Annotated in this window: 18 protein-coding genes and 1 rRNA gene; 14 read left to right on the top strand and 5 right to left on the bottom strand. The window is 72.6% G+C overall.

From position 1 onward, the window contains the following. Nucleotides 1–69: 69 nt before the first annotated feature. On the bottom strand, nt 70–1,482 hold the full coding sequence (locus ABZ815_RS29210) for a rhamnulokinase family protein (protein ID WP_357703380.1): 1,413 nt from the start codon (nt 1,480–1,482) through the stop codon (nt 70–72). Continuing rightward, nucleotides 1,479–2,492 (bottom strand): substrate-binding domain-containing protein, encoded by a 1,014-nt coding sequence (locus ABZ815_RS29215; protein WP_357703382.1) that lies wholly within the window; start codon nt 2,490–2,492, stop codon nt 1,479–1,481. Before ABZ815_RS29215 ends, ABZ815_RS29210 begins: the two co-directional genes overlap by 4 nt. A 133-nt stretch (nt 2,493–2,625) precedes the next feature. On the opposite strand from ABZ815_RS29215, the gene ABZ815_RS29220 reads away from it, so the two are divergent. The 4 genes from ABZ815_RS29220 to ABZ815_RS29235 all read left to right on the top strand — a co-directional run bounded on the left by ABZ815_RS29220 (nt 2,626) and on the right by ABZ815_RS29235 (nt 7,719). Then, nucleotides 2,626–2,943, top strand: a complete 318-nt coding sequence (locus ABZ815_RS29220) for an L-rhamnose mutarotase (RefSeq protein WP_357703384.1) — start codon at nt 2,626–2,628, stop codon at nt 2,941–2,943. Between the two features lie 10 nt (nt 2,944–2,953). Then, a complete protein-coding gene (gene rhaI / locus ABZ815_RS29225) occupies nt 2,954–4,108 on the top strand; it encodes an L-rhamnose isomerase (RefSeq protein ID WP_357703386.1) in 1,155 nt (384 codons plus the stop codon). A 5-nt stretch (nt 4,109–4,113) separates the two neighbouring features. After that, entirely contained in the window at nt 4,114–6,153 is a 2,040-nt protein-coding gene (locus tag ABZ815_RS29230) for a bifunctional aldolase/short-chain dehydrogenase (RefSeq protein WP_357703388.1), read from the top strand. 168 nt (nt 6,154–6,321) lie between these two features. After that, nucleotides 6,322–7,719, top strand: a complete 1,398-nt coding sequence (locus ABZ815_RS29235; RefSeq protein WP_357703390.1) for an alkaline phosphatase PhoX — start codon at nt 6,322–6,324, stop codon at nt 7,717–7,719. On the opposite strand, the gene ABZ815_RS29240 is transcribed toward ABZ815_RS29235, so the two are convergent. Further along, entirely contained in the window at nt 7,710–8,249 is a 540-nt protein-coding gene (locus tag ABZ815_RS29240; protein WP_357703392.1) for a hypothetical protein, read from the bottom strand. The two genes, ABZ815_RS29235 and ABZ815_RS29240, sit on opposite strands and share 10 nt — an antisense overlap. Before the next feature lie 164 nt (nt 8,250–8,413). Here ABZ815_RS29240 and argC point away from each other — a divergent pair, with 164 nt between their 5' ends. The 8 genes from argC to ABZ815_RS29280 all read left to right on the top strand — a co-directional run bounded on the left by argC (nt 8,414) and on the right by ABZ815_RS29280 (nt 16,426). Continuing rightward, on the top strand, nt 8,414–9,436 hold the full coding sequence (gene argC, locus ABZ815_RS29245) for an N-acetyl-gamma-glutamyl-phosphate reductase (protein WP_357703394.1): 1,023 nt from the start codon (nt 8,414–8,416) through the stop codon (nt 9,434–9,436). Further along, a complete protein-coding gene (gene argJ, locus ABZ815_RS29250; RefSeq protein ID WP_357703395.1) occupies nt 9,433–10,584 on the top strand; it encodes a bifunctional glutamate N-acetyltransferase/amino-acid acetyltransferase ArgJ in 1,152 nt (383 codons plus the stop codon). The genes argC and argJ overlap by 4 nt, the downstream gene beginning before the upstream one ends. Continuing rightward, nucleotides 10,581–11,456 (top strand): acetylglutamate kinase, encoded by an 876-nt coding sequence (gene argB, locus ABZ815_RS29255; RefSeq protein ID WP_357703397.1) that lies wholly within the window; start codon nt 10,581–10,583, stop codon nt 11,454–11,456. Before argJ ends, argB begins: the two co-directional genes overlap by 4 nt. Next, on the top strand, nt 11,453–12,619 hold the full coding sequence (locus ABZ815_RS29260) for an acetylornithine transaminase (RefSeq protein WP_357703399.1): 1,167 nt from the start codon (nt 11,453–11,455) through the stop codon (nt 12,617–12,619). Before argB ends, ABZ815_RS29260 begins: the two co-directional genes overlap by 4 nt. Then, entirely contained in the window at nt 12,616–13,563 is a 948-nt protein-coding gene (gene argF, locus ABZ815_RS29265; protein ID WP_357703402.1) for an ornithine carbamoyltransferase, read from the top strand. Before ABZ815_RS29260 ends, argF begins: the two co-directional genes overlap by 4 nt. Beyond that, nucleotides 13,560–14,066 (top strand): arginine repressor, encoded by a 507-nt coding sequence (locus ABZ815_RS29270; RefSeq protein ID WP_357703405.1) that lies wholly within the window; start codon nt 13,560–13,562, stop codon nt 14,064–14,066. The genes argF and ABZ815_RS29270 overlap by 4 nt, the downstream gene beginning before the upstream one ends. Nucleotides 14,067–14,144: 78 nt before the next feature. Beyond that, nucleotides 14,145–15,566, top strand: coding sequence for an argininosuccinate lyase (argH, locus tag ABZ815_RS29275; protein ID WP_357703407.1), 1,422 nt, complete (start codon nt 14,145–14,147; stop codon nt 15,564–15,566). Continuing rightward, nucleotides 15,548–16,426, top strand: coding sequence for a DNA-3-methyladenine glycosylase (locus tag ABZ815_RS29280; RefSeq protein WP_357703409.1), 879 nt, complete (start codon nt 15,548–15,550; stop codon nt 16,424–16,426). The genes argH and ABZ815_RS29280 overlap by 19 nt, the downstream gene beginning before the upstream one ends. Here the strand turns inward: ABZ815_RS29280 and ABZ815_RS29285 are convergent. Beyond that, nucleotides 16,366–16,767, bottom strand: coding sequence for a PH domain-containing protein (locus ABZ815_RS29285; protein ID WP_357703411.1), 402 nt, complete (start codon nt 16,765–16,767; stop codon nt 16,366–16,368). The genes ABZ815_RS29280 and ABZ815_RS29285 overlap by 61 nt on opposite strands. 85 nt (nt 16,768–16,852) lie before the next feature. Here ABZ815_RS29285 and tyrS point away from each other — a divergent pair, with 85 nt between their 5' ends. Next, complete coding sequence (tyrS, locus tag ABZ815_RS29290) at nt 16,853–18,118, top strand: tyrosine--tRNA ligase (RefSeq protein ID WP_357703413.1); 1,266 nt, start codon at nt 16,853–16,855, stop codon at nt 18,116–18,118. Nucleotides 18,119–18,181: 63 nt separating this feature from the next. Here the strand turns inward: tyrS and ABZ815_RS29295 are convergent, their stop codons facing one another. After that, nucleotides 18,182–19,681 carry a glycosyltransferase family 39 protein gene (locus tag ABZ815_RS29295; RefSeq protein ID WP_357703416.1) on the bottom strand — a complete coding sequence of 500 codons (1,500 nt, stop codon included), beginning with the start codon at nt 19,679–19,681 and terminating at the stop codon, nt 18,182–18,184. A gap of 986 nt (nt 19,682–20,667) precedes the next feature. Here ABZ815_RS29295 and ABZ815_RS29300 point away from each other — a divergent pair. After that, nucleotides 20,668–20,968, top strand: a 16S ribosomal RNA gene (locus ABZ815_RS29300); the annotation flags it as partial.

Here is a 20,968-nt window from a genome sequence, read left to right on the forward strand (position 1 = left end):
TCCTCCCCCTCGCCGCCAGGAGGAAACCGAAGTGCCAGGTCAAAGGCGTATGTGCGGGGACGGGCCGGGTCAGTTCAGGCGGGCGGCGGCCTCGTCCCAGGCGCTCGCGTCGCCGGAGGGCTCGTACCGGCGCAGCTCCTGCGTGGAGGCCACCAGGGCGCGCATCCCGGCCAGGTCGGAGACCAGCCCGGCCGCCCGCGCCTGCACCAGGACGTTGCCGAGCGCGGTCGCCTCGGCGGGCCCGGCCACGACCGGCAGGCCGCAGGCGTCGGCCGTGAACCGGCACAGCAGCTCGTTGCGCGACCCGCCGCCCACCAGGTGCACCACCTCGACGTCGCGGCCCGACAGCTCCATCGCCTGCCGGATCGCGTGCCGGTGCCCCAGCGCCAGGCTCTCCAGCACGCAGCGCACGAAGCCCGCGGGCGTCGAGGGCGGCCGCTGCCCGGTGCGGCGGCACTCGGCGGCGATCCGCGCGGGCATGTCGCCCGGCGGCAGGAACGCGGGCAGGTCCGGGTCGACCACGGCGGCGAAGGGACGCTCCCGGGCCGCCGCCGCCAGCAGGTCCTCCAGCGAGGAGCCGGGCCAGGCCCGCAGGCACTCCTGCAGCAGCCACAGCCCCATGACGTTGCGCAGGTAGCGGACGGTCCCGTCGATCCCGGCCTCGTTGGTGAAGTTGGCCGCCCGGCCCGCCTCGGTGAGCACGGGGCCGGTCAGCTCCACCCCGGCCAGCGACCAGGTGCCGCACGAGATGTAGGCGAAGGCGGGCCCGCCGGCCGGCACGGCGGCCACCGCCGAGGCGGTGTCGTGCGAGGCCACCGCCCGCACCGGCGCGGAGAAGCCGATCTCGGCCGCGACGTCGCGGCGCAGCCCGCCGACCGGCTCGCCGGGCTGCCGCAGCCGCGGGAAGATGCCCCCGGGCAGGCCCAGCCGGTCGATCAGCGGCGCCGCCCAGGACCGGGTGCGCACGTCGAGCAGGCCCGTGGTCGAGGCGTTGGTCACCTCGGCGCCCAGCTCGCCGGTCAGCCAGTAGCCGATCAGGTCGGGCACCAGCAGCATCGTCGCGGCCTGGTCCAGGCGGTCGTCGGCGAGGAGCTGGTAGACGGTGTTGAACGGGAGCACCTGGAGCCCGGACACCGCGTACAGCGCCTCGGCGCCGACCGTCTCGGCCACCTGCCCGGCCACCCCCCGCGTACGGTCGTCGCGGTAGTGGACCGGGTTGCCGAGCAGCGCGCCGGACTCGTCGAGCAGGCCGTAGTCGACGGCCCACGAGTCGACCCCGACCGAGCCGACCGGCCCGGCCGCCCGCAGGCCGGTGAGGATCTCGCGGTAGAGGCCCAGGACGTCCCAGTGGAGGCGGCCGGCCAGGCGGACCGGGCCGTTGGGGAAGCGGTGGACCTCGGACGTGGCGAGCCCGTCCGACAGGTCGGCGACCATCACCCGGCCGCTGGAGGCGCCCAGGTCCACGGCGGCGAATCGGCTCATTGGGTGGACTCCCTCTCGACCAGTTCGGGCTGGAACATGATGTGCTGGTGGGCGTGCTCGTCCGGGTTGTCGCACTCGTCCAGCAGCAGTTCGGTGGCGATGCGGCCGAGCTGGTACGTCGGCTGCCGCATCGAGCTGAGCGACACGGCGGAGGCGGCGGCGAAGTCGATGTCGTCGTAGCCCATCAGGGCCACGTCGTCGGGCACCCGCACCCCGGCGCGCAGCAGGGCCCGCAGCACGCCCAGCGCGAGCAGGTCGTTGGCGCAGAACACGGCCTCGGGCAGGCCGTCCGCCATCAGGTCGGCGGCGGCCTTCTCGCCCGCGCGGGCGGTCATCGCGGCCGCCTCGACCACCCGCAGCGAGCCCGGGTCCAGCCCGGCCGCCGCCAGCGCCTCCGCCGCGCCCCGCCGCCGCTCGGCGCACTGGCGGATGGTCAGCGGCCCGGTCACGTACGCCACGCTGTGACCGCTCGCGTGCCCGCCTCTGGCCAGCAGGTGCGCCACCGCGGCCCGGCCGCCCGCCACGTCGTCCACCGCGACCGCGCACTGGTCGGGGCGGTGGGCCGGATGGTCGACGAGCACCACGCTGATGCCGCGCTCGCGCAGCCGGTCCAGCCGGGCCGGGTCCTCGCCCGAAGGCGTGATCAGCACGCCGCGCACCCGCTGCTCGGCCAGCACGCCCAGATTGCGCTCCTCCTTGCCGGGCGAGCCCGCCGAGTTGCCGAGGATCACCGCGTAGCCCAGCTCGCTGGCGACGTCCTCGACCCCGGCGGCGACCTCGGTGAAGAACGGGTTGCCGATGTCGATGACGCTCAGGCCGATCGTCCGGCTGTGGCCGGCGCGCAGGGTCGAGGCCGAGCCGTGCCGGACGAACCCCAGCTCCCGGATCGCGGCCTCCACCCGTTCGCGGGTCGCCGTGGCGACCTTCGCCGGTCTGTTCAGCACGTTGGAGACCGTGCCGGGGGAGACGCCGGCGTGGGCGGCGACGTCCTTGATGCTGACCATGGCCATGGCGCCCCATTAAAACGTACCAACGTGATGTTGGCCAGTACCGCCCACGTGGCAGGGGGGGCGCATTGACAGCGGTCCGCGAGAGATCGTAGTTTTCCGGCGACGCATTAAAACGTTTTGAAGAGGGGTGACCGTGCGACGCGCCTGCTTCCTGCTCAAGGTCCGTCCCGAGCGGCTGGCGGAGTACCGCGAACGCCACCGGGCCGTCTGGCCGGACATGCTCGACGCGCTGCGCCGCGCCGGCTGGCACAACTACTCGCTCTTCCTGCGGGACGACGGCCTGCTCGTGGGCTACCTGGAGACCGCCGACTTCGAGGCCGCGAAGGAGGCGATGGCCGCCACCGAGGTCAACGCCCGCTGGCAGGCCGAGATGGCGCCCTTCTTCGAAGACCTCGACGGCCGGCCCGACGAGGGCATGCGGCCGCTGGACGAAGTGTTCCACCTGGACTGATCGGGAAGTCATGACCACTGACATCAAGGCCGCCCTGCGCGCGCTGCACATCGAGACCCCGTCGTGGGCGTACGGCAACAGCGGCACCCGGTTCAAGGTGTTCGCGCAGCGGGGCGTGCCGCGCGACCCGTACGAGAAACTGGCCGACGCCGCCCAGGTGCACGCCCACACCGGCGTCGCCCCCACCGTCGCCCTGCACATCCCCTGGGACAAGGTGGCCGACTACGGCCACCTGGCCGCCCACGCCCGCGAGCTGGGCGTCGGCATCGGGGCGATCAACTCCAACGTCTTCCAGGACGACGCCTACATGCTCGGCAGCGTCACCAACCCCGACCCCGCGGTCCGCCGCAAGGCGCTGGCGCACCTGCTGGAGTGCGTCGACATCATGGACGCCACCGGCTCGGCCACGCTCAAGCTGTGGTTCTCCGACGGCACCAACTACCCCGGCCAGGACGACATCCGCGCCCGCCAGGACCGCCTGGCCGAGGCCCTGGCCGCGGTGTACGCCCGGCTCGGCGGGGACCAGCGCTTCCTGCTGGAGTACAAGCTGTTCGAGCCCGCCTTCTACACCACCGACGTGCCCGACTGGGGCACCGCCTACGCCCACTGCCTGAGGCTCGGCCCCAAGGCGCAGGTCGTCGTGGACACCGGTCACCACGCGCCGGGCGTCAACATCGAGTTCATCGTGGCGTTCCTGCTGCGCGAGGGGAAGCTCGGCGGCTTCGACTTCAACTCCCGCTTCTACGCCGACGACGACCTCATGGTGGGCGCGGCCGACCCGTTCCAGCTCTTCCGCATCATGTACGAGGTCGCGCGCGGCGGCGGCCTGGAGGCGGGCGTGGCGTTCATGCTCGACCAGTGCCACAACATCGAGCCCAAGATCCCCGGCCAGATCCGCTCGGTCATGAACGTCCAGGAGGCCACCGCCAAGGCGCTGCTGGTCGACAGGGACGCGCTGGCAGCCGCCCAGGCCGGGGGAGACGTGCTGGGCGCGAACGCCGTGCTCATGGACGCCTACAACACCGACGTGCGGCCGCTGCTCGCCGAGCTGCGTGAGGAGACGGGCCTCGCGCCCGACCCGATGGCCGCGTACGCCAAGTCCGGATATTTCGAGAAAATCGCCGCCGAGCGGATCGGCGGCACGCAGGCCGGCTGGGGGGCCTGACCACCATGCACGTCATCAACGAACTGCTGGGCCGCTCGCACCGACTGGGCGCCGACCCGCGCAACACCAACTTCGCCGGCGGCAACACCTCCGCCAAGGGCCACGCCCCCGACCCGGTGACCGGCCAGGACGTCGAGCTGCTCTACGTCAAGGGCTCGGGCGGCGACCTCGGCACGCTCAAGGAGGACGGCCTGGCCGTCCTGCGCCTGGACCGCCTGCGCGCGCTCGCCGGCGTCTACCCCGGCGTCGAGCGCGAGGACGAGATGGTCGCCGCCTTCGACTACTGCCTGCACGGCCGGGGCGGCGCCGCCCCCTCGATCGACACCGCCATGCACGGCCTGGTCGAGGCCGCCCACGTCGACCACCTGCACCCCGACGCCGGGATCGCCCTGGCCGCCGCCCGCGACGGCGAGGAGCTGACCCGGCGCGTCTTCGGCGACCGCGTGGTGTGGGTGCCCTGGCGGCGGCCCGGCTTCCAGCTCGGCCTGGACATCGCGGCCGTCAAGGAGGCCAACCCGCAGGCCGTCGGGTGCGTGCTCGGCGGCCACGGCATCACCGCCTGGGGCGCCACCTCGCAGGAGTGCGAGGCCCGCTCGCTGGAGATCATCCGCACCGCCGAGGAGTACCTGGCCGCCAACGGCCGCCCCGACCCGTTCGGGTCCGTGCTGCACGAGCCGCTGCCGGAGGCCGAACGGCACGCGCGGGCCGCCGCGCTGTTCCCGGTCGTGCGGGGGCTGGCCTCCTCCGACCTGCGGCAGGTCGGCCACTACACCGACACCCCGGAGGTGCTGGACTTCCTCTCCCGCGTCGAACATCCGCGCCTGGCCGCGCTCGGCACGTCCTGCCCCGACCACTTCCTGCGCACCAAGGTCGCCCCGCTGGTCCTGGACCTGCCGCCGGACGCGCCCCTGGAGCGGGCCGTCGAGCGGCTGCGCGAGCTGCACGCCGCCTACCGCGCCGACTACACCGCCTACTACGAGCGCCACGCCGGCCCGGACTCGCCGCCGATGCGCGGAGCGGACCCGGCGATCGTGCTGGTGCCCGGCGTCGGCATGTTCTCCTTCGGCAAGGACAAGCAGACCGCCCGCGTGGCCGGCGAGTTCTACGTCAACGCGATCAACGTCATGCGCGGCGCCGAGTCCGTCTCCGCCTACGCGCCCATCCCGGAGTCGGAGAAGTTCCGGATCGAGTACTGGGAGCTGGAGGAGGCCAAGCTGCGCCGGATGCCGAAGCCGAAGCCGCTGGCCGGGCGGGTGGCGCTGATCACCGGCGCGGGCTCGGGCATCGGCGCGGCGACCGCGCGGCGGCTGGCGGCCGAAGGGGCGTGCGTGGTGCTCGCCGACCGCGACCTGGGCGCCGCGGAGAAGGTCGCCGCCGAGATCGGCGCCGGGGCGTACCGGGCGTCCGACGCGGCCGTGGCCGTGGGGGTGGACGTCACGTCCGAGGAGCAGGTCGTGGCCGCCGTACGGGCCGCCGTGCTCGCCTTCGGCGGCGTGGACCTGGTGGTCAACAACGCCGGCCTGTCGTTGTCGCGCTCCCTGCTGGAGACCAGCCTGGACGACTGGGACCTCCAGCACGACGTGATGGCGCGCGGCTCGTTCCTGGTCTCCCGCGAATGCGCCCGGGTGCTGATCGGCCAGGCGATGGGCGGGGACATCGTCTACATCTCCTCCAAGAACGCCGTCTTCGCCGGGCCGAACAACGTCGCCTACGGCGCGGCCAAGGCCGACCAGGCCCACCAGGTCCGCCTGCTGGCCGCCGAGCTGGGCGAGCACGGCGTCCGCGTCAACGGCGTGAACCCCGACGGCGTCGTGCGCGGCTCGGGCATCTTCGCCTCCGGCTGGGGCGCCAACCGCGCGGCGGTGTACGGCGTGGAGGAGGAGCGCCTGGGCGAGTTCTACGCCCGGCGCACCCTGCTCAAGCGCGAGGTCCTGCCCGAGCACGTGGCCGCGGCGGTCTTCGCGCTCGCCGGGTCCGACCTGACCCACACCACGGGCCTGCACGTCCCGGTGGACGCGGGCGTCGCCGCGGCCTTCCTGAGGTGACCCGTGGCGGGCCGTCCCGGGGGCGGCCCGCCCTCCGCCCCTGACCGAAATATCCAAAATGCGATCGGCGTGGATTCCGCGCCGCATCTGTGCGACACATGGAGACGGGTCCTCCGCAGACCCGCGGAGGACCCGCGGCACCCCCGACCCTCCAGGGAGGCGAAGCCCGTGTCAGCACCGGTGTCCCGTCGTTCGTTCCTCCGCGGCGGCGCGGCCGGCGGTCTCGGCGTGGTTCTCGCGGGCAGCGTGGAGGCCATCGCCGGCCCCGGCGCGGCCCGCGCCGCCACCCGGGCCGAGGCCGGGTACGGCCCCCTCGTCCCCGACCCGGCCGGCCTGCTGGCCCTGCCCGCCGGGTTCTCCTACACCCTCGTCGCCGAGACCGGCCGCACCCTGCTGGACAGCGGCGAGCCCACCCCGAGCGACCCCGACGGCATGGCCTGCTTCACCGGCCGCCGGGGCACCGTCCTGGTCTGCAACCACGAGATCGGCGGGAGCGAGCCGTACCGGGTGCCCGCCCTGCCCGGCCTCACCTACGACCCCGGCGCGGGCGGCGGCACCACCACCGTCGAGGTGAGCCGCCGCGGCGCGCGGGTCAGGGAGTACGTCAGCCTGGCCGGCACCCACAACAACTGCGCCGGCGGACGCACCCCCTGGAACACCTGGCTGACCTGCGAGGAGACCGAGCAGCGGGCCGGCGGCGCCTTCCAGCGCGACCACGGCTACGTCTTCGAGGTGGACGCCTTCGACCAGCGCTCCAACCAGGACCCGGTGCCCCTGAAGTTCCTGGGCCGCTACTCCCACGAGGCCGTCGCCGTCGATCCCCGCACGTCCGCGATCTACCTGACCGAGGACGCCACCGCCCCCCACGGCCTCTACTTCCGCTGGACCCCGCCGCCGGGCTTCCACGGGGGCAGGGGCGCGCTGCGGGCCCTGGCCACCTCCTCCGGCGGCGACACGGCGGGCCGCCTCCAGGCGATGAGCTGCTACGACGGCTCCCGGCAGGTCGCCGACCTGTCGGAGGCCACCGCGCCGGGCACCCGGTACCGGGTGCGCTGGGTGGACGTCCCCGACCGTGACGCCCGTACGGTCTCGGTGCGCTCCCAGTTCGCCGACGGCCAGGTGACCCGCTCGCGCAAGCTGGAGGGCGCCTACTGGGGCGACGGCGGCGCCTACTTCGTGGCCAGCTACGCCCGCGCCGCCGACGGCAGCCTCAAGGAGCACGACGGCCAGGTGTGGTTCCACGACCCCCGGTCCGGCACGGTCACCCTGCGGACCGTCTTCGGCCTCAACCCCGACCCCGCCCAGGACACCTCCTTCGACGGCCCCGACAACATCACCGTCTCCCCGTACGGCGGCGTGATCCTGGCCGAGGACGGCGAGGGCGTCAGCCATCTCGTCGGCGTCACCAGGAAGGGCGCGGGCTACCCGCTGGCCCGCAACGAGCTGAACGAGAGCGAGTTCACCGGCCCCACCTTCGACGCCACCGGCTCCACCCTGTACGCCTGCATCCAGTCGCCGGGCCACGTCTTCGCCATCACGGGACCATGGCGGCGTCCTCAGGAGTAGGCGGCGACCATCCCCACGACCGTCACCAGCGCGCCGGTGGCGGTGATCACCCAGCCCGCCGCCGCGGCGGACCGCCTGGCCCGCCGTCCCGCCCCGGACCAGTAGAGGAGCACGTAGGGCAGGAACCCGATCCCGCCCAGCCCCACCCCGGGCAGTGCCGCCGCGGCCAGCACGCCCCTGGTCCCGGCCGGCGCCGCCCGGTCGCCCTCGGGCGTGAGCTGGGCCCGCGTCACGTCGCCGACCGAGGAGTCGGGGGAGGCGTCCACCGGGACGGCCGGGCCGCCGGAGTCGGGCGTGAAGCGTCCCTTGCAGTCGTAGCGGCCCTGGCCCAGGTCGGCGCAGGAGAGCACGGTCAGCGTCCCCGGCGTGCCGGTCCGGCCGGTCGCCAGCCGGAAGTCGGGGATCGAGAGCACCGCCGGCAGCACGCAGATCCCCACCCAGAGCAGCACGAGGACGGCGCGCCCGAACGGCCCGGGACCGCGCCCGCGCGAAGGGGCGACGAAGGTGAGATCGGGCAGGAAGTCGCTCATGCCAGGCAGCATCCCGCCCGCCACTTGGGGTTGGCCTGGAAAGGACTGGGACATGCCCCTGTCACCGGCGCGGGCCGTCTCAGCTTGCATAATCATCCTCTTGAGTGCATCATCTTCACAAGCAAGGTCATGAGATAGGGTGCATAACTATGCAGGAGGGCCGGATGAGAGCAGCGATCGCGGGAGCGAGCGGCTATGCCGGAGGTGAGCTGCTCCGCCTCCTGCTCGGCCATCCCGAGTTCGAGATCGGCGCGCTCACCGCGGCCTCCAGCGCGGGCGACCTGCTCGGCGCCCACCAGCCGCACCTGCCGCAGCTCGCCGACCGCGTCCTGGAGGAGACCACGCCCGGCGTGCTCGCCGGGCACGACGTGGTCTTCCTCGCGCTGCCGCACGGCCACTCGGCCGCCGTCGCCGCCCAGCTCGGCGAGGACACGATCGTGGTCGACTGCGGCGCCGACCACCGGCTCGCCGACCCCGCGGCCTGGCGGGAGTTCTACGGCGGCGACCACGCCGGCACCTGGCCCTACGGCCTGCCCGAGCTGCCCGGCGGGCGCGAGGCGCTGAAGAAGGCCCGGCGCATCGCCGTCCCCGGCTGCTACCCGACCTCGGTCCTGCTGGCCCTGTGGCCGGCCTTCGCCGCGGGCCTGGCCGGTCCCGACGTGGTCGTCGTGGCCGCCAGCGGCACCAGCGGCGCGGGCAAGGCGCCCAGGTCCCATCTGCTCGGCAGCGAGGTCATGGGCTCGGTCAGCGCGTACGGCGTGGGCGGCGTCCACCGCCACACGCCCGAGATGGAGCAGGGGCTGTCCGCCGTCGCCGGCGCACCCGTACGCGTCTCCTTCACCCCCACCCTGGCCCCCATGAGCCGCGGCATCCTGGCCACCTGCACCGCCCCCGCCGTCCCCGGCCTCACCCGCGAGTCGCTGCGCACCGCCTACGAGGTCGCGCTGAAGGCCGAGCCGTTCGTCCGGCTCCTGCCCGAGGGCGTCTGGCCGGCCACCTCCATGACGTACGGCGCCAACACCGCCGCCCTTCAGGTGACGCTCGACGAGCGCGCCGGCCGCGTGGTCGCCGTCATCGCCATCGACAACCTCACCAAGGGCACGGCCGGAGGCGCGATCCAGAGCGTGAACCTCGCCCTCGGCCTGCCGGAAGAGCTCGGCCTTCCCCTGACAGGAGTTGCTCCATGAGTGTCACCGCCCCCTTGGGCTTCCGGGCCGCGGGCGTCGCCGCGGGCATCAAGTCCGGCGACGCCCGTGACCTGGCCCTCGTCGTCAACGACGGCCCCAGCCGCGCCGCCGCCGGCGTCTTCACCGCCAACCGCGTCAAGGCCGCCCCCGTGCTGTGGTCGCAGCAGGTCCTGGCGGGCGGGCGGCTGCGCGCGGTGGTGCTCAACTCCGGCGGCGCCAACGCCTGCACCGGCCCCGAGGGCTTCCAGGACACCCACGCCACCGCCGAGAAGGTCGCCGAGGCCCTCGGCGACAGCGCGGGCGAGATCGCGGTCTGCTCCACCGGCCTGATCGGCGAGCGGCTGCCGATGGAGGCCCTGCTGACCGGCGTCCAGACCGCCGCGGGCCAGCTGTCCCGCGACGGCGGCCTGGCCGCGGCCGACGCCATCCGCACCACCGACACCGTCTCCAAGATCTCCTTCAAGCGGGCCGACGGCTACATGGTCGGCGGCATGGCCAAGGGCGCCGGCATGCTCGCCCCCGCCCTGGCGACCATGCTCTGCGTGATCACCACCGACGCCGACCTGACCAGCGAGGAGCTCGACGCCGTCCTGCGCGCCGCCACGGCCACCACCTTCGACCGGCTCGACTCCGACGGCTGCATGTCCACCAACGACACCGTGCTGCTGCTGGCCAGCGGCGCCGCCGGGGTCAGGCCCGACCTGGCCGAGTTCGGGCAGAAGGTGCAGGAGGTCTGCGCCGACCTGGCCAGGCAGCTCCTCGTGGACGCCGAGGGCGCCTCCAAGGCGATCGCCGTCGAGGTCGTCGGCGCCGCCTCCGAGGACGACGCCGTCGAGGTGGGCCGCACCGTCGCCCGTTCCAACCTGCTCAAGTGCGCCATCCACGGCGAGGACCCCAACTGGGGCCGCGTCCTGGCCGCCGTCGGCACCACGAAGGCCGCCTTCGAGCCCGACCGCGTCAACGTCGCCATCAACGGCATCTGGATCTGCCGCGACGGCTCCGTCGGCGACGACCGCACCAAGGTCGACATGCGCCCCCGCGACGTGACGATCACCATCGACCTGTCGGCCGGCCGCCACAGCGCCACGATCCACACCACGGACCTGACCGCCGAGTACGTCCACGAGAACTCGGCGTACTCCTCGTGAGGGCCGTCACCGCGGCGACCAAGGCCGAGGCGCTGATCGAGGCCCTGCCCTGGCTGACCCGCTTCGCCGGCGCGACCGTCGTCATCAAGTACGGCGGCAACGCCATGACCGACGAGTCCCTCAAGGAGGGCTTCGCCGAGGACGTCGTGTTCCTGCACCACGCCGGCCTGCGCCCGGTCGTCGTCCACGGCGGCGGGCCGCAGATCAGCAGCGCCCTCGACAGGCACGGCATCGAGTCCACCTTCACCGCGGGCCTGCGCGTCACCACGCCCGAGGCCATGCAGGTCGTCAGGATGGTCCTGGTCGGCCAGGTGGGCCGCGACATCGTCGGCCTGATCAACCGGCACGGCCCGTTCGCGATCGGCATGTCCGGCGAGGACGCCTGCCTGTTCACCGCCGAGCGCAAGCCCGTCATCGTCGACGGCGAGCCCGTGGACATCGGCCAGGTCGGCGAGATCGTCAAGGTCGACCCGGGCGCCGTGCGCGCGCTGATCGACGACGGCCGCATCCCGGTCGTCTCCAGCGTCGCCGTCGGCGCCGACGGAGAAATCTACAATGTAAATGCGGACACCGCGGCCGCCGCGCTGGCCGTGGCGCTGGGCGCGCAGAAGCTGATCGTCCTCACCGACGTCGAGGGCCTGTACGCCAACTGGCCCGACGACACCGACGTGATCGACGAGCTCGACGCCGACGAGCTGGAGAAGCTGCTGCCCAACCTGTCCAGCGGCATGGTGCCCAAGATGGAGGCGTGCCTGACCGCCGTGCGCGGGGGAGTGCCCCAGGCGCACGTCCTCGACGGCCGCGTGCCCCACTCGATGCTGCTGGAAATCTTCACCAACGAAGGAATCGGAACCATGGTGATGCCCTCATGAGCCTCCACGAGCGGTTCGAGCAGGCGTTCATGCCCAACTACGGCGTCCCCCCGATCGCCCTGGCGCGCGGCGAGGGCACCCGCGTCTGGGACGTCGACGGCAAGGAGTACCTCGACTTCATCGGCGGCATCGCGGTCAGCTCGCTCGGCCACGCCCACCCCGCCCTGGTCGAGGCGGTCTCCAAGCAGGTCGCCACGCTCGCCCACACCAGCAACCTGTTCCTGCACGAGCCCGAGGTGCTGCTCGCCGAGCGGCTGCTCGACCTGCTCAACGCCCCCGCCCGGATCTTCTTCGCCAACTCCGGCACCGAGGCCAACGAGGCCGCCTACAAGCTCGCCGTCAAGTACGGCAAGCGTGAGGGCCGCTCCTACTTCGTCGCCGCCGAGAACGGCTTCCACGGCCGGACGATCGGCGCCCTGTCGCTGACCGGCAAGAAGGCCATCCGCGACCAGTTCGGCCCGTTCCCCGTGGACGTGCGCTTCGTCCCGTACGGCGACGCCGACGCGCTCAAGGAGGCCGTGACCGGCGACTGCATCGCGGTGTTCCTGGAGCCGACGCAGGGCGAGGCCGGCGTGGTCCCGCCGCCCGAGGGCTACTTCGAGGCCGCCCGCGAGATCTGCGACGCCACCGGCGCGCTGCTGGTCGCCGACGAGATCCAGTCGGCGATCGGCCGTACCGGCCACTGGTTCGCCCACCAGGCCGACGGCGTCACGCCCGACATCCTGACCCTGGCCAAGGGGCTGGGCGGCGGCCTGCCGATCGGCGCGTGCGTCGGGTTCGGCGAGGCCGGCCGGCTGTTCGACAAGGGCGACCACGGCTCGACGTTCGGCGGCAACCCGGTCTCGTGCGCGGCGGCGCTGGCCGTCCTGGACAACCTCGACCTCGACCACGTCAAGTCGGTGGCCGCCGGGCTGCGCGGCGGCCTGGAGGCGGTCCGCCACCCGCTGCTGAAGGGCGTGCGCGGCCGCGGCCTGTGGCTGGCCGCCGTCCTGACGGAGGAGCGTTCGGCGCGGGTGCAGCAGGCCGCCGCCGAGGCGGGCTTCCTGGTCAACGCCCTCCAGCCGGACGCCGTACGCCTCGCGCCGCCGCTGGTGGTCACCCACGAGGAGGTGAACGCCTTCGTCGAGGCGTTCCCCGCGATCCTCAAGGAGGCGTCGGCGTGACCAGGCACCGCGCGGACTCGGCGCAAGTCAGACACTTCCTCAGGGACGACGACCTGACGCCCGAGGAGCAGACGGAGGTCCTCGACCTGGCCGCCGCGATGAAGAAGGACCGGCTCGGCTACCGGCCGTTCGAGGGCCCCAAGACCGTCGCCGTCCTGTTCGACAAGCCCTCGGCCCGCACCCGCGTCTCCTTCCACACCGGCATCGGCGAGCTCGGCGGCCTGCCGCTCGTCGTCGACAACGTCGCGGTGCTGATGGGCAGGGGCGAGCCCACCGCCGACATCGCCCGCGTGCTCGACCGCCAGGTGGCCGCCATCGTGTGGCGCACCACCGGGCAGCGGCTCGTCGAGGAGATGGCCGCCGCCTCCGCGGTGCCCGTCGTCAACGCGCTCACCGACGACTTCCACCCCTGCCAGATCCTCGCCGACCTGCAGACCGTCCGCGAGCGGCTGGGCGGCACGGCCGGGCTGACGCTGACCTACGTCGGCGACGGCGCCAACAACATGGCCCACTCCTACCTGCTCGGCGGCGCCACGGCCGGCATGCACGTACGGATCGCCGCCCCGGCCGGCTACCAGCCCGACGCCGAGATCCTCGGCCAGGCCGCCGCCGTCGCGGCCAGGACCGGCGGATCGGTGGCCGCGACGACCGACCCGGCCGCCGCCGCTCAGGGGGCGCACGTGATCGCCACCGACACATGGGTGTCGATGGGGCAGAGCGGCGCCGACGAGCGGGCGGCCGCGTTCCTGCCGTACCAGGTCAACGCGGAGCTGCTGGCGCACGCCGCGCCCGAGGCGATCGTCCTGCACTGCCTGCCCGCCTACCGCGGCAAGGAGATCACCGCCGACGTCCTCGACGGCCCGGCCAGCGTCGTGTGGGACCAGGCGGAGAACCGGCTGCACGCCCAGAAGGCGCTGCTCCACTGGCTGGTGACCCGCGGATGACCATCCCGATGACCAAGGCCGCGCGGCAGGCGAAGATCACCGACCTGCTGCAGCGCAAGGCCGTGCGCTCCCAGCCCGAGCTGGCCAAGCTGCTGGCCGAGAGCGGGGTCGAGGTCACCCAGGCCACCCTCTCCCGCGACCTGGACGAGCTCGGCGCGCTCAAGCTGCGCGCCGACGACGGCTCCCTGGTGTACGCGCTGCCCGGCGAGGGCGGCGACCGCATCCCGCTCACCAGGACCGGCGGCGGCGAGACCCCGGCGGCGCGGCTGCACCGCATCGCCGAGGAACTGCTCGTGGCCGCCGAGGCCTCGGCCAACCTGGTCATGCTCAGAACCCCGCCGGGCGCCGCCCAGTTCCTCGCCTCCGCCATCGACCACGCCGACTGGGAGTCCATCCTCGGCACGGTCGCGGGCGACGACACGATCCTGGTCATCAGCCGCGATCCGATGGGCGGCCAGGCCGTCGCGGAGGCGCTGCTGCGCGTGGCGGACCGGCGTGGTTGACCCGATCGCCGGGATCGCGGTCGCCCCTGACGCAAAGAAGGGCTGAGTTGCACTATGGTCGCGTGGGAAATGGAGGAGATGACGGTGAGTGATGGCAAGCCGATGCGGCTGTGGGGCGGACGCTTCGAGAGCGGCCCGTCCGACGCGCTGGCCCGGCTGTCGGTGAGCGTGCACTTCGACTGGCGGCTGGTGCCGTACGACCTGGCGGCGTCCAGGGCGCACGCCCGCGTGCTGCACAGGGCGGGGCTGCTGAGCGACGACGAGCTGGAGCGCATGATCGGCGCGCTCGACGACCTGGAGGCCGCCTGCAAGGCGGGCGAGTTCCGCCCGACCGTGGCCGACGAGGACGTGCACACCGCCCTGGAGCGCGGCCTGCTGGAGCGGCTCGGCTCGCTCGGCGGCAAGCTGCGCGCGGGCCGCAGCCGCAACGACCAGATCGCCACCGACCTGCGCCTCTACCTCCGCGACCACGTGCGCAGCATCGTCTCCCGCCTGGTCGAGCTGGAGACCGCGCTGATGGCCCAGGCCGAGGAGCACGCCGAGACCGCCGCGCCGGGCATGACGCACCTGCAGCACGCCCAGCCCGTCTCCTTCGGCCACCAGCTCCTGGCCCACGTCCACGCCTTCACCCGCGACATCGACCGCCTCACCGACTGGGACAAGCGCGCCGCGGTCTCCCCGCTCGGCTCGGGCGCCCTGGCGGGCTCCTCGCTGCCGCTCGACCCGCAGGCCGTGGCCGAGGAGCTGGGCTTCTCCGCCGCCGCGCCCAACTCGATGGACGCCGTCGCCGACCGCGACTTCGCCGCCGAGTTCCTGTTCGACGCGGCGATGATCGGCGTGCACCTGTCGCGGCTGGGCGAGGAGATCGTCCTGTGGGCCTCGCAGGAGTTCCGCTGGATCGAGATGGACGACGCCTACTCCACCGGCTCGTCGATCATGCCCCAGAAGAAGAACCCCGACGTCGCCGAGCTGGCCCGCGGCAAGTCCGGCCGCCTGATCGGCAACCTGATGTCGATGCTGACCACGCTCAAGGGCCTGCCGCTGACCTACAACCGCGACCTGCAGGAGGACAAGGAGCCGGTGTTCGACTCGGTCGACACGCTGCTGCTCGTCCTGCCCGCGATGGCCGGCCTGGTCGCGACCATGCGCGTCAACACCGCCCGCATGGAGGCGTCGGCGCCCGACGGGTTCGCCCTGGCCACCGACCTGGCCGAGCTGCTGGTGCGGCGCGGCGTGCCGTTCCGCGACGCGCACGAGGCCGTCGGCCACCTGGTGGTCTGGTGCCAGGTCAACGACAAGGACCTCGGCGACCTGTCCGACGACGAGCTGGCCAAGGTCTCGTCGCACCTGACGGCCGACGTCCGCGACGTGCTCAACGTGCCCGGCGCGCTGGCGGCCCGCAAGGCCCACGGCGGCACCGCCCCCGACCGCGTACGCGACCAGCTCGTCGCCCTGCGCGAGGCGGTCGACGCCCAGGCGGCATGGGCCTCGGGAAACTGAGCGCCGCGCCGCTGCCGCGGAGTTTCTTCGACCGGCCCTCGCACGAGGTCGCGCCCGACCTGCTCGGACGCGTCCTCGTGCACGGGCCGGTCGCCGTCCGCCTCACCGAGGTCGAGGCGTACGGCGGTCCCGGCGAGGACCCGGCGGCCCACACCTACCGCGGCAGGACACCCCGCAACGCCGTCATGTTCGGCCCGCCCGGCCACCTGTACGTGTACTTCACCTACGGCATGCACTTCTGCGCGAACCTCGTCTGCCTGCCCGAGGGCCATGGCTCGGCCGTGCTGGTCCGCGCCGGCGAGATCGTCGCCGGCCTCGACGAGGCCCGCACCCGCCGCACCCCCGCCCCGGCCTCCGCCGCCGGGACCGCTGCGGCCTTCGACGGGGGACGGTCCGCCCCCGCCTCTGCCGCGGGACGGGCCGCCGCGGCCGGACGCGCCAGGGGCGTGCCTGACCGTGACCTGGCCCGCGGCCCCGCCAGGCTGGCCGTCGCGCTGGGCCTGCTGCGCGAGCACAACGGCCTGGACGCGATCTGGGAAGGCTCACCCGCGGCCCTGCCACCCCTGACCGGGACCCCCGGAAGCGCCGGACGTTTCGGCCACGGATCGGAGCACGATGCCGGACCGGAGCACGCCACCTGGCTCACCGGCCTGCCCCACGGCTCGGCCGCCGTCCTCGAAGGCCGGCCCGCCGACCCCGGCACGATCAGGTCAGGCCCGCGCACCGGCGTCTCGACCGCAAAGGACACCCCGTGGCGGTTCTGGATCGACGGCGACCCGACCGTGTCGCCGTACCGGGCTCACGTGCCGCGCCGGCGCAGCTCCGCGGCCACCTCCGTGGGGGAGACCCCCAGCTCGTGAGCGCTGAAGACGTGCAGGTGGTCGCCGGTGTCGATCTCCAGCATCTCGCTGCGCAGCCCGAACCGCCGGCGCACGTCCACCTTGACGTCCTTCACCGCCTCCCACGGCACGTGCCGCCGCCCGGCGAACCCGTGCACCACCGTGATCCCGTCGGCGTCGGCGGCCAGCCGCACCGGCACCAGCACGTCGCGCAACCCCATCCCGCCCACCAGCACGGCCGCCGGCACCGCCAGGATCACCCCGCGCACGTCCCCGTCGACCCACCAGAAGACGGCGAGCCCGGCGCACGCCAGAGCCCCTAAGATCTTGAAAACGGCCAGCTCGCGACGGACCCTCCACATGGACACCGAGCGTATCCAAGTGGCGGTCACCCCGGACGATCGGGCACGCTGTAACCACCTCAACGTCTACTGGAAAGCCAGCACCGTGACCGACATTCTCGATGAGCTCGAATGGCGCGACGTCCTCGCGCAGACCACCGACGTCGAAGCCCTGCGTGAGGCGCTGTCGAAGGGTCCGATCACGGTCTATGCGGGCTTCGACCCGACTGCGCCGTCGCTCCATGTGGGCAACCTGGCCACGCTGCTCATCCTCACCCGCTTCCAGCGGGCCGGCCACAAGCCGATCGGCCTGGTGGGCGGCGCCACCGGCCTGATCGGCGACCCCAGCGGACGCAGCACCGAGCGGGTGCTCAACACCTCCGAGGTCGTGGCCGAGTGGGTGGCGAAGATCCGGGTCCAGGTGGAGAAGTTCCTGTCGTTCGAGCCCGGCCCCAACGCCGCGACGCTGGTCAGCAACCTCGACTGGACCTCCGAGCTGTCGGCCATCGACTTCCTGCGCGACGTCGGCAAGCACTTCCCGGTCAACCGCATGCTGGCCCGCGAGTCGGTCTCGGCCCGGCTGGCGGGCGAGGGCCTGAGCTACACCGAGTTCAGCTACCAGATCCTCCAGGCCAACGACTACCTTGAGCTCCACCGCCGGCACGGCTGCGACCTCCAGGTGGGCGGCAGCGACCAGTGGGGCAACATCACCGCCGGCGTCGACCTGGTCAGGCGCGTCGAGGGAGCGCACGTCCACGCCCTGACCGGCAAGCTGATCACCAAGGCCGACGGCACCAAGTTCGGCAAGACGGCCGGCGGCGCGGTCTGGCTCGACGCCTCGCTCACCTCCCCGTACGCGTTCTACCAGTACTGGCTCAACGCCGACGACCGCGACGTGGTGCGCTTCCTCAAGGTGTTCACGTTCCGCTCCCGCGAGGAGATCGAAGAGCTGGAGAAGGCCGTCGCCGACCGCCCGTTCGCCCGTGAGGCGCAGCGCGCGCTGGCCGAGGACCTCACCACCCTGGTTCACGGGGGCGAGGAACTGGCCGCGGTGGTGGCCGCGTCGAAGGCGCTGTTCGGTCAGGGCTCGCTGGACGAGCTGCCCGCCGCCACCCTGGAGGCCGCCCTGGCGGAGGTGCCCAAGGCCACCGTCACCGAGCTCGGCGCGACCTTCGTCGACCTGCTGGCCGACAGCGGCCTGGTCGAGTCGAAGTCGGCGGCCAGGCGCGCGGTCAAGGAGGGCGGCGCGTACCTGAACAACGTCAAGATCACCGACGAGGCGTACGTGCCCGAGGCGTCCGACCTGCTGGCGGGCCGGTTCATGGTCCTGCGCCGTGGCAAGAAGTCGATCGGCGGTGTCGAGGTCGCCTGACCCCCCAGCGGCGAGGCGGGTCCTTCGGGGCCCGCCATTGTCATTTTGCTGTCGCTTCCGCCGTCACTTCCGCTCGAACAGGGCCACCGTCAGCCCCGGCAGATCCGCCGAGTGCTTGACGGACACGGCCTCGAACCCCGCCCGCCGCACCTGCGCCACCCGCGGCACGGAGTCGCCCTGCAACCCCGCCTGCTTGGTGCCGCGCCACACCACCCACACCCGTTCGCGCCCCTTCAACGCCGCCGCGACCTCCGGCCTTTCCGGATAGCCGAATCCGTCGGGCTCGGGCGCGTCACCCGCCTTCAGGACGTCGTCGGGCATCGCCGAGTCCGCGTAGTAGTCGAACCCGGCCCGTAGCGGGCTCTGCCCGTACACGATCGCGTCCCCGGGCTCGGCCCTGACCACCCGCAACGCCCACGGGACGTTCTCGAACCGGCCGTTCTCCTCGCGTACCGTCACGTGGTCCGAGACCGCGAGCAGGCCCCCTACCAGCACGACCGCGACCCCCGCCGGAACCGGGAAGCGCGGCACCGCCGCCACGGCCACGCCCGCCAGCAACGCCAGCGCCGGCGCCGTCACGAACAGATACCGGTCCACGTACGCGGGCGTCACCAACTGCGAGACCGCGAGCAGCAACACCGGCGGCAACACCAGCCACCCCACCCCCGCAACAGCCCACCGCACCCCCTCACCGGGCACCGGATCACGCCAGGCCGATCGCTCCTCGTCCCCCCGCACCGCATCCCGCTGCGACGACCGCCCCTCGAACCCCGCCGCCGTATCCCGCCCCCGCACCTGGTCCCCGGCGCTCCGGCCGGCCTTCGTCCTCCACAGCACCACCGCCCCGGCCAGGGCGACCGCGAACAGCAGCAGCCCGAGCCCGGCCGAACCCGCCGCCATCTTCGGGAACTTGAGCCACACCTCCGGCCCCCGCTGCGGGATCCAGCTGATCGCATGCCGCTCCCCGAACCCGACCAGCCCCAGCACGACCGCCGGCAGCCCGCCGACCCCGAGCGCCGCCGCCATCCGCAACAACATCCCGCGCCGGGCGAGCGCGAGATGCGCGGGCAGCGCCAGCACCGCGAACAGATGCGTGCAGCACACCAACGCCACCGCCACCCCGTACGCCACCCACCGCCGCCCACCCGGACGCTCCACCGCCCGACGCAACGCCCAGAACGAGAACACCACCGCGGCCGCCGCGAACGCGTAAGACCTGGCGAACGCCCCGTAATAGGAAACGGACGGCAGGAGCGCGAACAGCGCCGCCCCGATCACCCCCGCCCGCACACTGTGCAGCCGCCTCCCGAGATCGGCCAGAAACCAGGCCGCCACGCCGATCGCCACCGCCGACGGGAACCGCAGCCACAGCTCAGCCGTGCCCGCCTTCACCCAGAAGTGCATGAACAGGTAGTACGGCAGGAAGTGCCCGTCGATGTTCTGGGCCAACTCCCACAACCCCGGCAGTGACCGGGAAGCCGCGCTGATGGTCGCCAGCTCGTCACCGTTCAAGGTGGCCGCCCCCGTCCCCGAGAACGCCACCGCCCCCGCGACCAAGGCCATCCACCAAGGGGCGGAGGAGCGGGGGCGGGTCGCGGGTGGGACTGCGGGAACAATTGTGGCGGCAGTGGTCACCGGGGCAGAATACGCGCCCCCCGAGCCCCGCCCGCCCTCTTAACTGACCCCCCATCCGGTATGCCGGAACGGGCCCCTCCACCCGACCATCGTCTCCGGTCCCCGATCGCCCCCGCACCTCCACCGGCCCGACACCCGAAGAGTCGACGGTCTGTATCAACGCCCCGACCTGTGCACTCTCACGAGAACGCCGCAGCGCCTGGCACCAAGCCCTACACACGCCCCCTCGCTCGCCGAGCCAGGCGGAATCCGGCCCTCCGGCCATGGCGACCACCGCCGACCCTCAACTGACTCCCGCAAACCCGCCCAGCGATCCGAGATGGCTCGTTCGACGTCCGTCACCAGCGCCGTCGCTCCTTGATCCGGCCCCCCTTCCGCCATGTCCCCGTCCGGCGATTTGACGTGTCGCGGATCGCGACCTAATCTTTCACTTCGTCCCCGGAGCGAGCCGGACGCCGACAAGGCGGACGGGCCCCGGGACAAGCCCCTTGAGATGACAAGCCACCTCGGTCGAGGCGCTTCAACGCGCTTTGGCATGGGTTGTCCTCGGGCGCCCGAAGCACGCCGAATAATCGGTTGATTCGACAGGTGCCGGATGACACGGTAAGTTACGAGGGTTGCCTCGGCAGCGAGGCGTCCAATCCTAGCCAGATTTGGCCCGGTTTGTTCAAATCTCCGGATTTGACACTGAATCGGCGGACTTGCTAAGATTGAGACACAACGAAAGAACGCAAGACGAAATGAACGCCTCTGAACGAGGATCCGGGAACGGGTTCTGGTGAGGAAGTACGCGTCCGTTTCTTGAGAACTCAACAGTGTGTTAAAAGCCAGTGCATGAAAACCATGCATAACCCCGTCACATCTTCGGATGGACGGATTCCTTTTTGGTTGGGTTCAACCACTTTTCCAAGCATTGTTTGGAGAGTTTGATCCTGGCTCAGGACGAACGCTGGCGGCGTGCTTAACACATGCAAGTCGAGCGGAAAGGCCCTTCGGGGTACTCGAGCGGCGAACGGGTGAGTAACACGTGAGCAACCTGCCCCTGACTCTGGGATAAGCCCGGGAAACTGGGTCTAATACCGGATACGACCGCCCCCGGCATCGGGTGGTGGTGGAAAGTTTTTCGGTTGGGGATGGGCTCGCGGCCTATCAGCTTGTTGGTGGGGTAGTGGCCTACCAAGGCGACGACGGGTAGCCGGCCTGAGAGGGCGACCG

Source organism: Nonomuraea sp. NPDC047529, assembly GCF_040642995.1.
Classification (GTDB): Bacteria; Actinomycetota; Actinomycetes; order Streptosporangiales; family Streptosporangiaceae; genus Nonomuraea.

Bases quoted from the DNA above. Each gene is read 5' to 3' on its own strand.
- ABZ815_RS29230 (WP_357703388.1), top strand. From the start codon at position 4,114: ATGCACGTCATCAACGAACTGCTGGGCCGCTCGCACCGACTGGGCGCC.
- rhaI (WP_357703386.1), top strand. From the start codon at position 2,954: ATGACCACTGACATCAAGGCCGCCCTGCGCGCGCTGCACATCGAGACC.
- argJ (WP_357703395.1), top strand. From the start codon at position 9,433: ATGAGTGTCACCGCCCCCTTGGGCTTCCGGGCCGCGGGCGTCGCCGCG.
- ABZ815_RS29210 (WP_357703380.1), bottom strand. From the start codon at position 1,482: ATGAGCCGATTCGCCGCCGTGGACCTGGGCGCCTCCAGCGGCCGGGTG.
- ABZ815_RS29215 (WP_357703382.1), bottom strand. From the start codon at position 2,492: ATGGCCATGGTCAGCATCAAGGACGTCGCCGCCCACGCCGGCGTCTCC.
- ABZ815_RS29260 (WP_357703399.1), top strand. From the start codon at position 11,453: ATGAGCCTCCACGAGCGGTTCGAGCAGGCGTTCATGCCCAACTACGGC.
- ABZ815_RS29280 (WP_357703409.1), top strand. From the start codon at position 15,548: ATGGGCCTCGGGAAACTGAGCGCCGCGCCGCTGCCGCGGAGTTTCTTC.
- ABZ815_RS29240 (WP_357703392.1), bottom strand. From the start codon at position 8,249: ATGAGCGACTTCCTGCCCGATCTCACCTTCGTCGCCCCTTCGCGCGGG.
- argC (WP_357703394.1), top strand. From the start codon at position 8,414: ATGAGAGCAGCGATCGCGGGAGCGAGCGGCTATGCCGGAGGTGAGCTG.
- ABZ815_RS29270 (WP_357703405.1), top strand. From the start codon at position 13,560: ATGACCATCCCGATGACCAAGGCCGCGCGGCAGGCGAAGATCACCGAC.
- ABZ815_RS29295 (WP_357703416.1), bottom strand. From the start codon at position 19,681: ATGGCCTTGGTCGCGGGGGCGGTGGCGTTCTCGGGGACGGGGGCGGCC.
- argH (WP_357703407.1), top strand. From the start codon at position 14,145: ATGACGGTGAGTGATGGCAAGCCGATGCGGCTGTGGGGCGGACGCTTC.
- ABZ815_RS29285 (WP_357703411.1), bottom strand. From the start codon at position 16,767: ATGTGGAGGGTCCGTCGCGAGCTGGCCGTTTTCAAGATCTTAGGGGCT.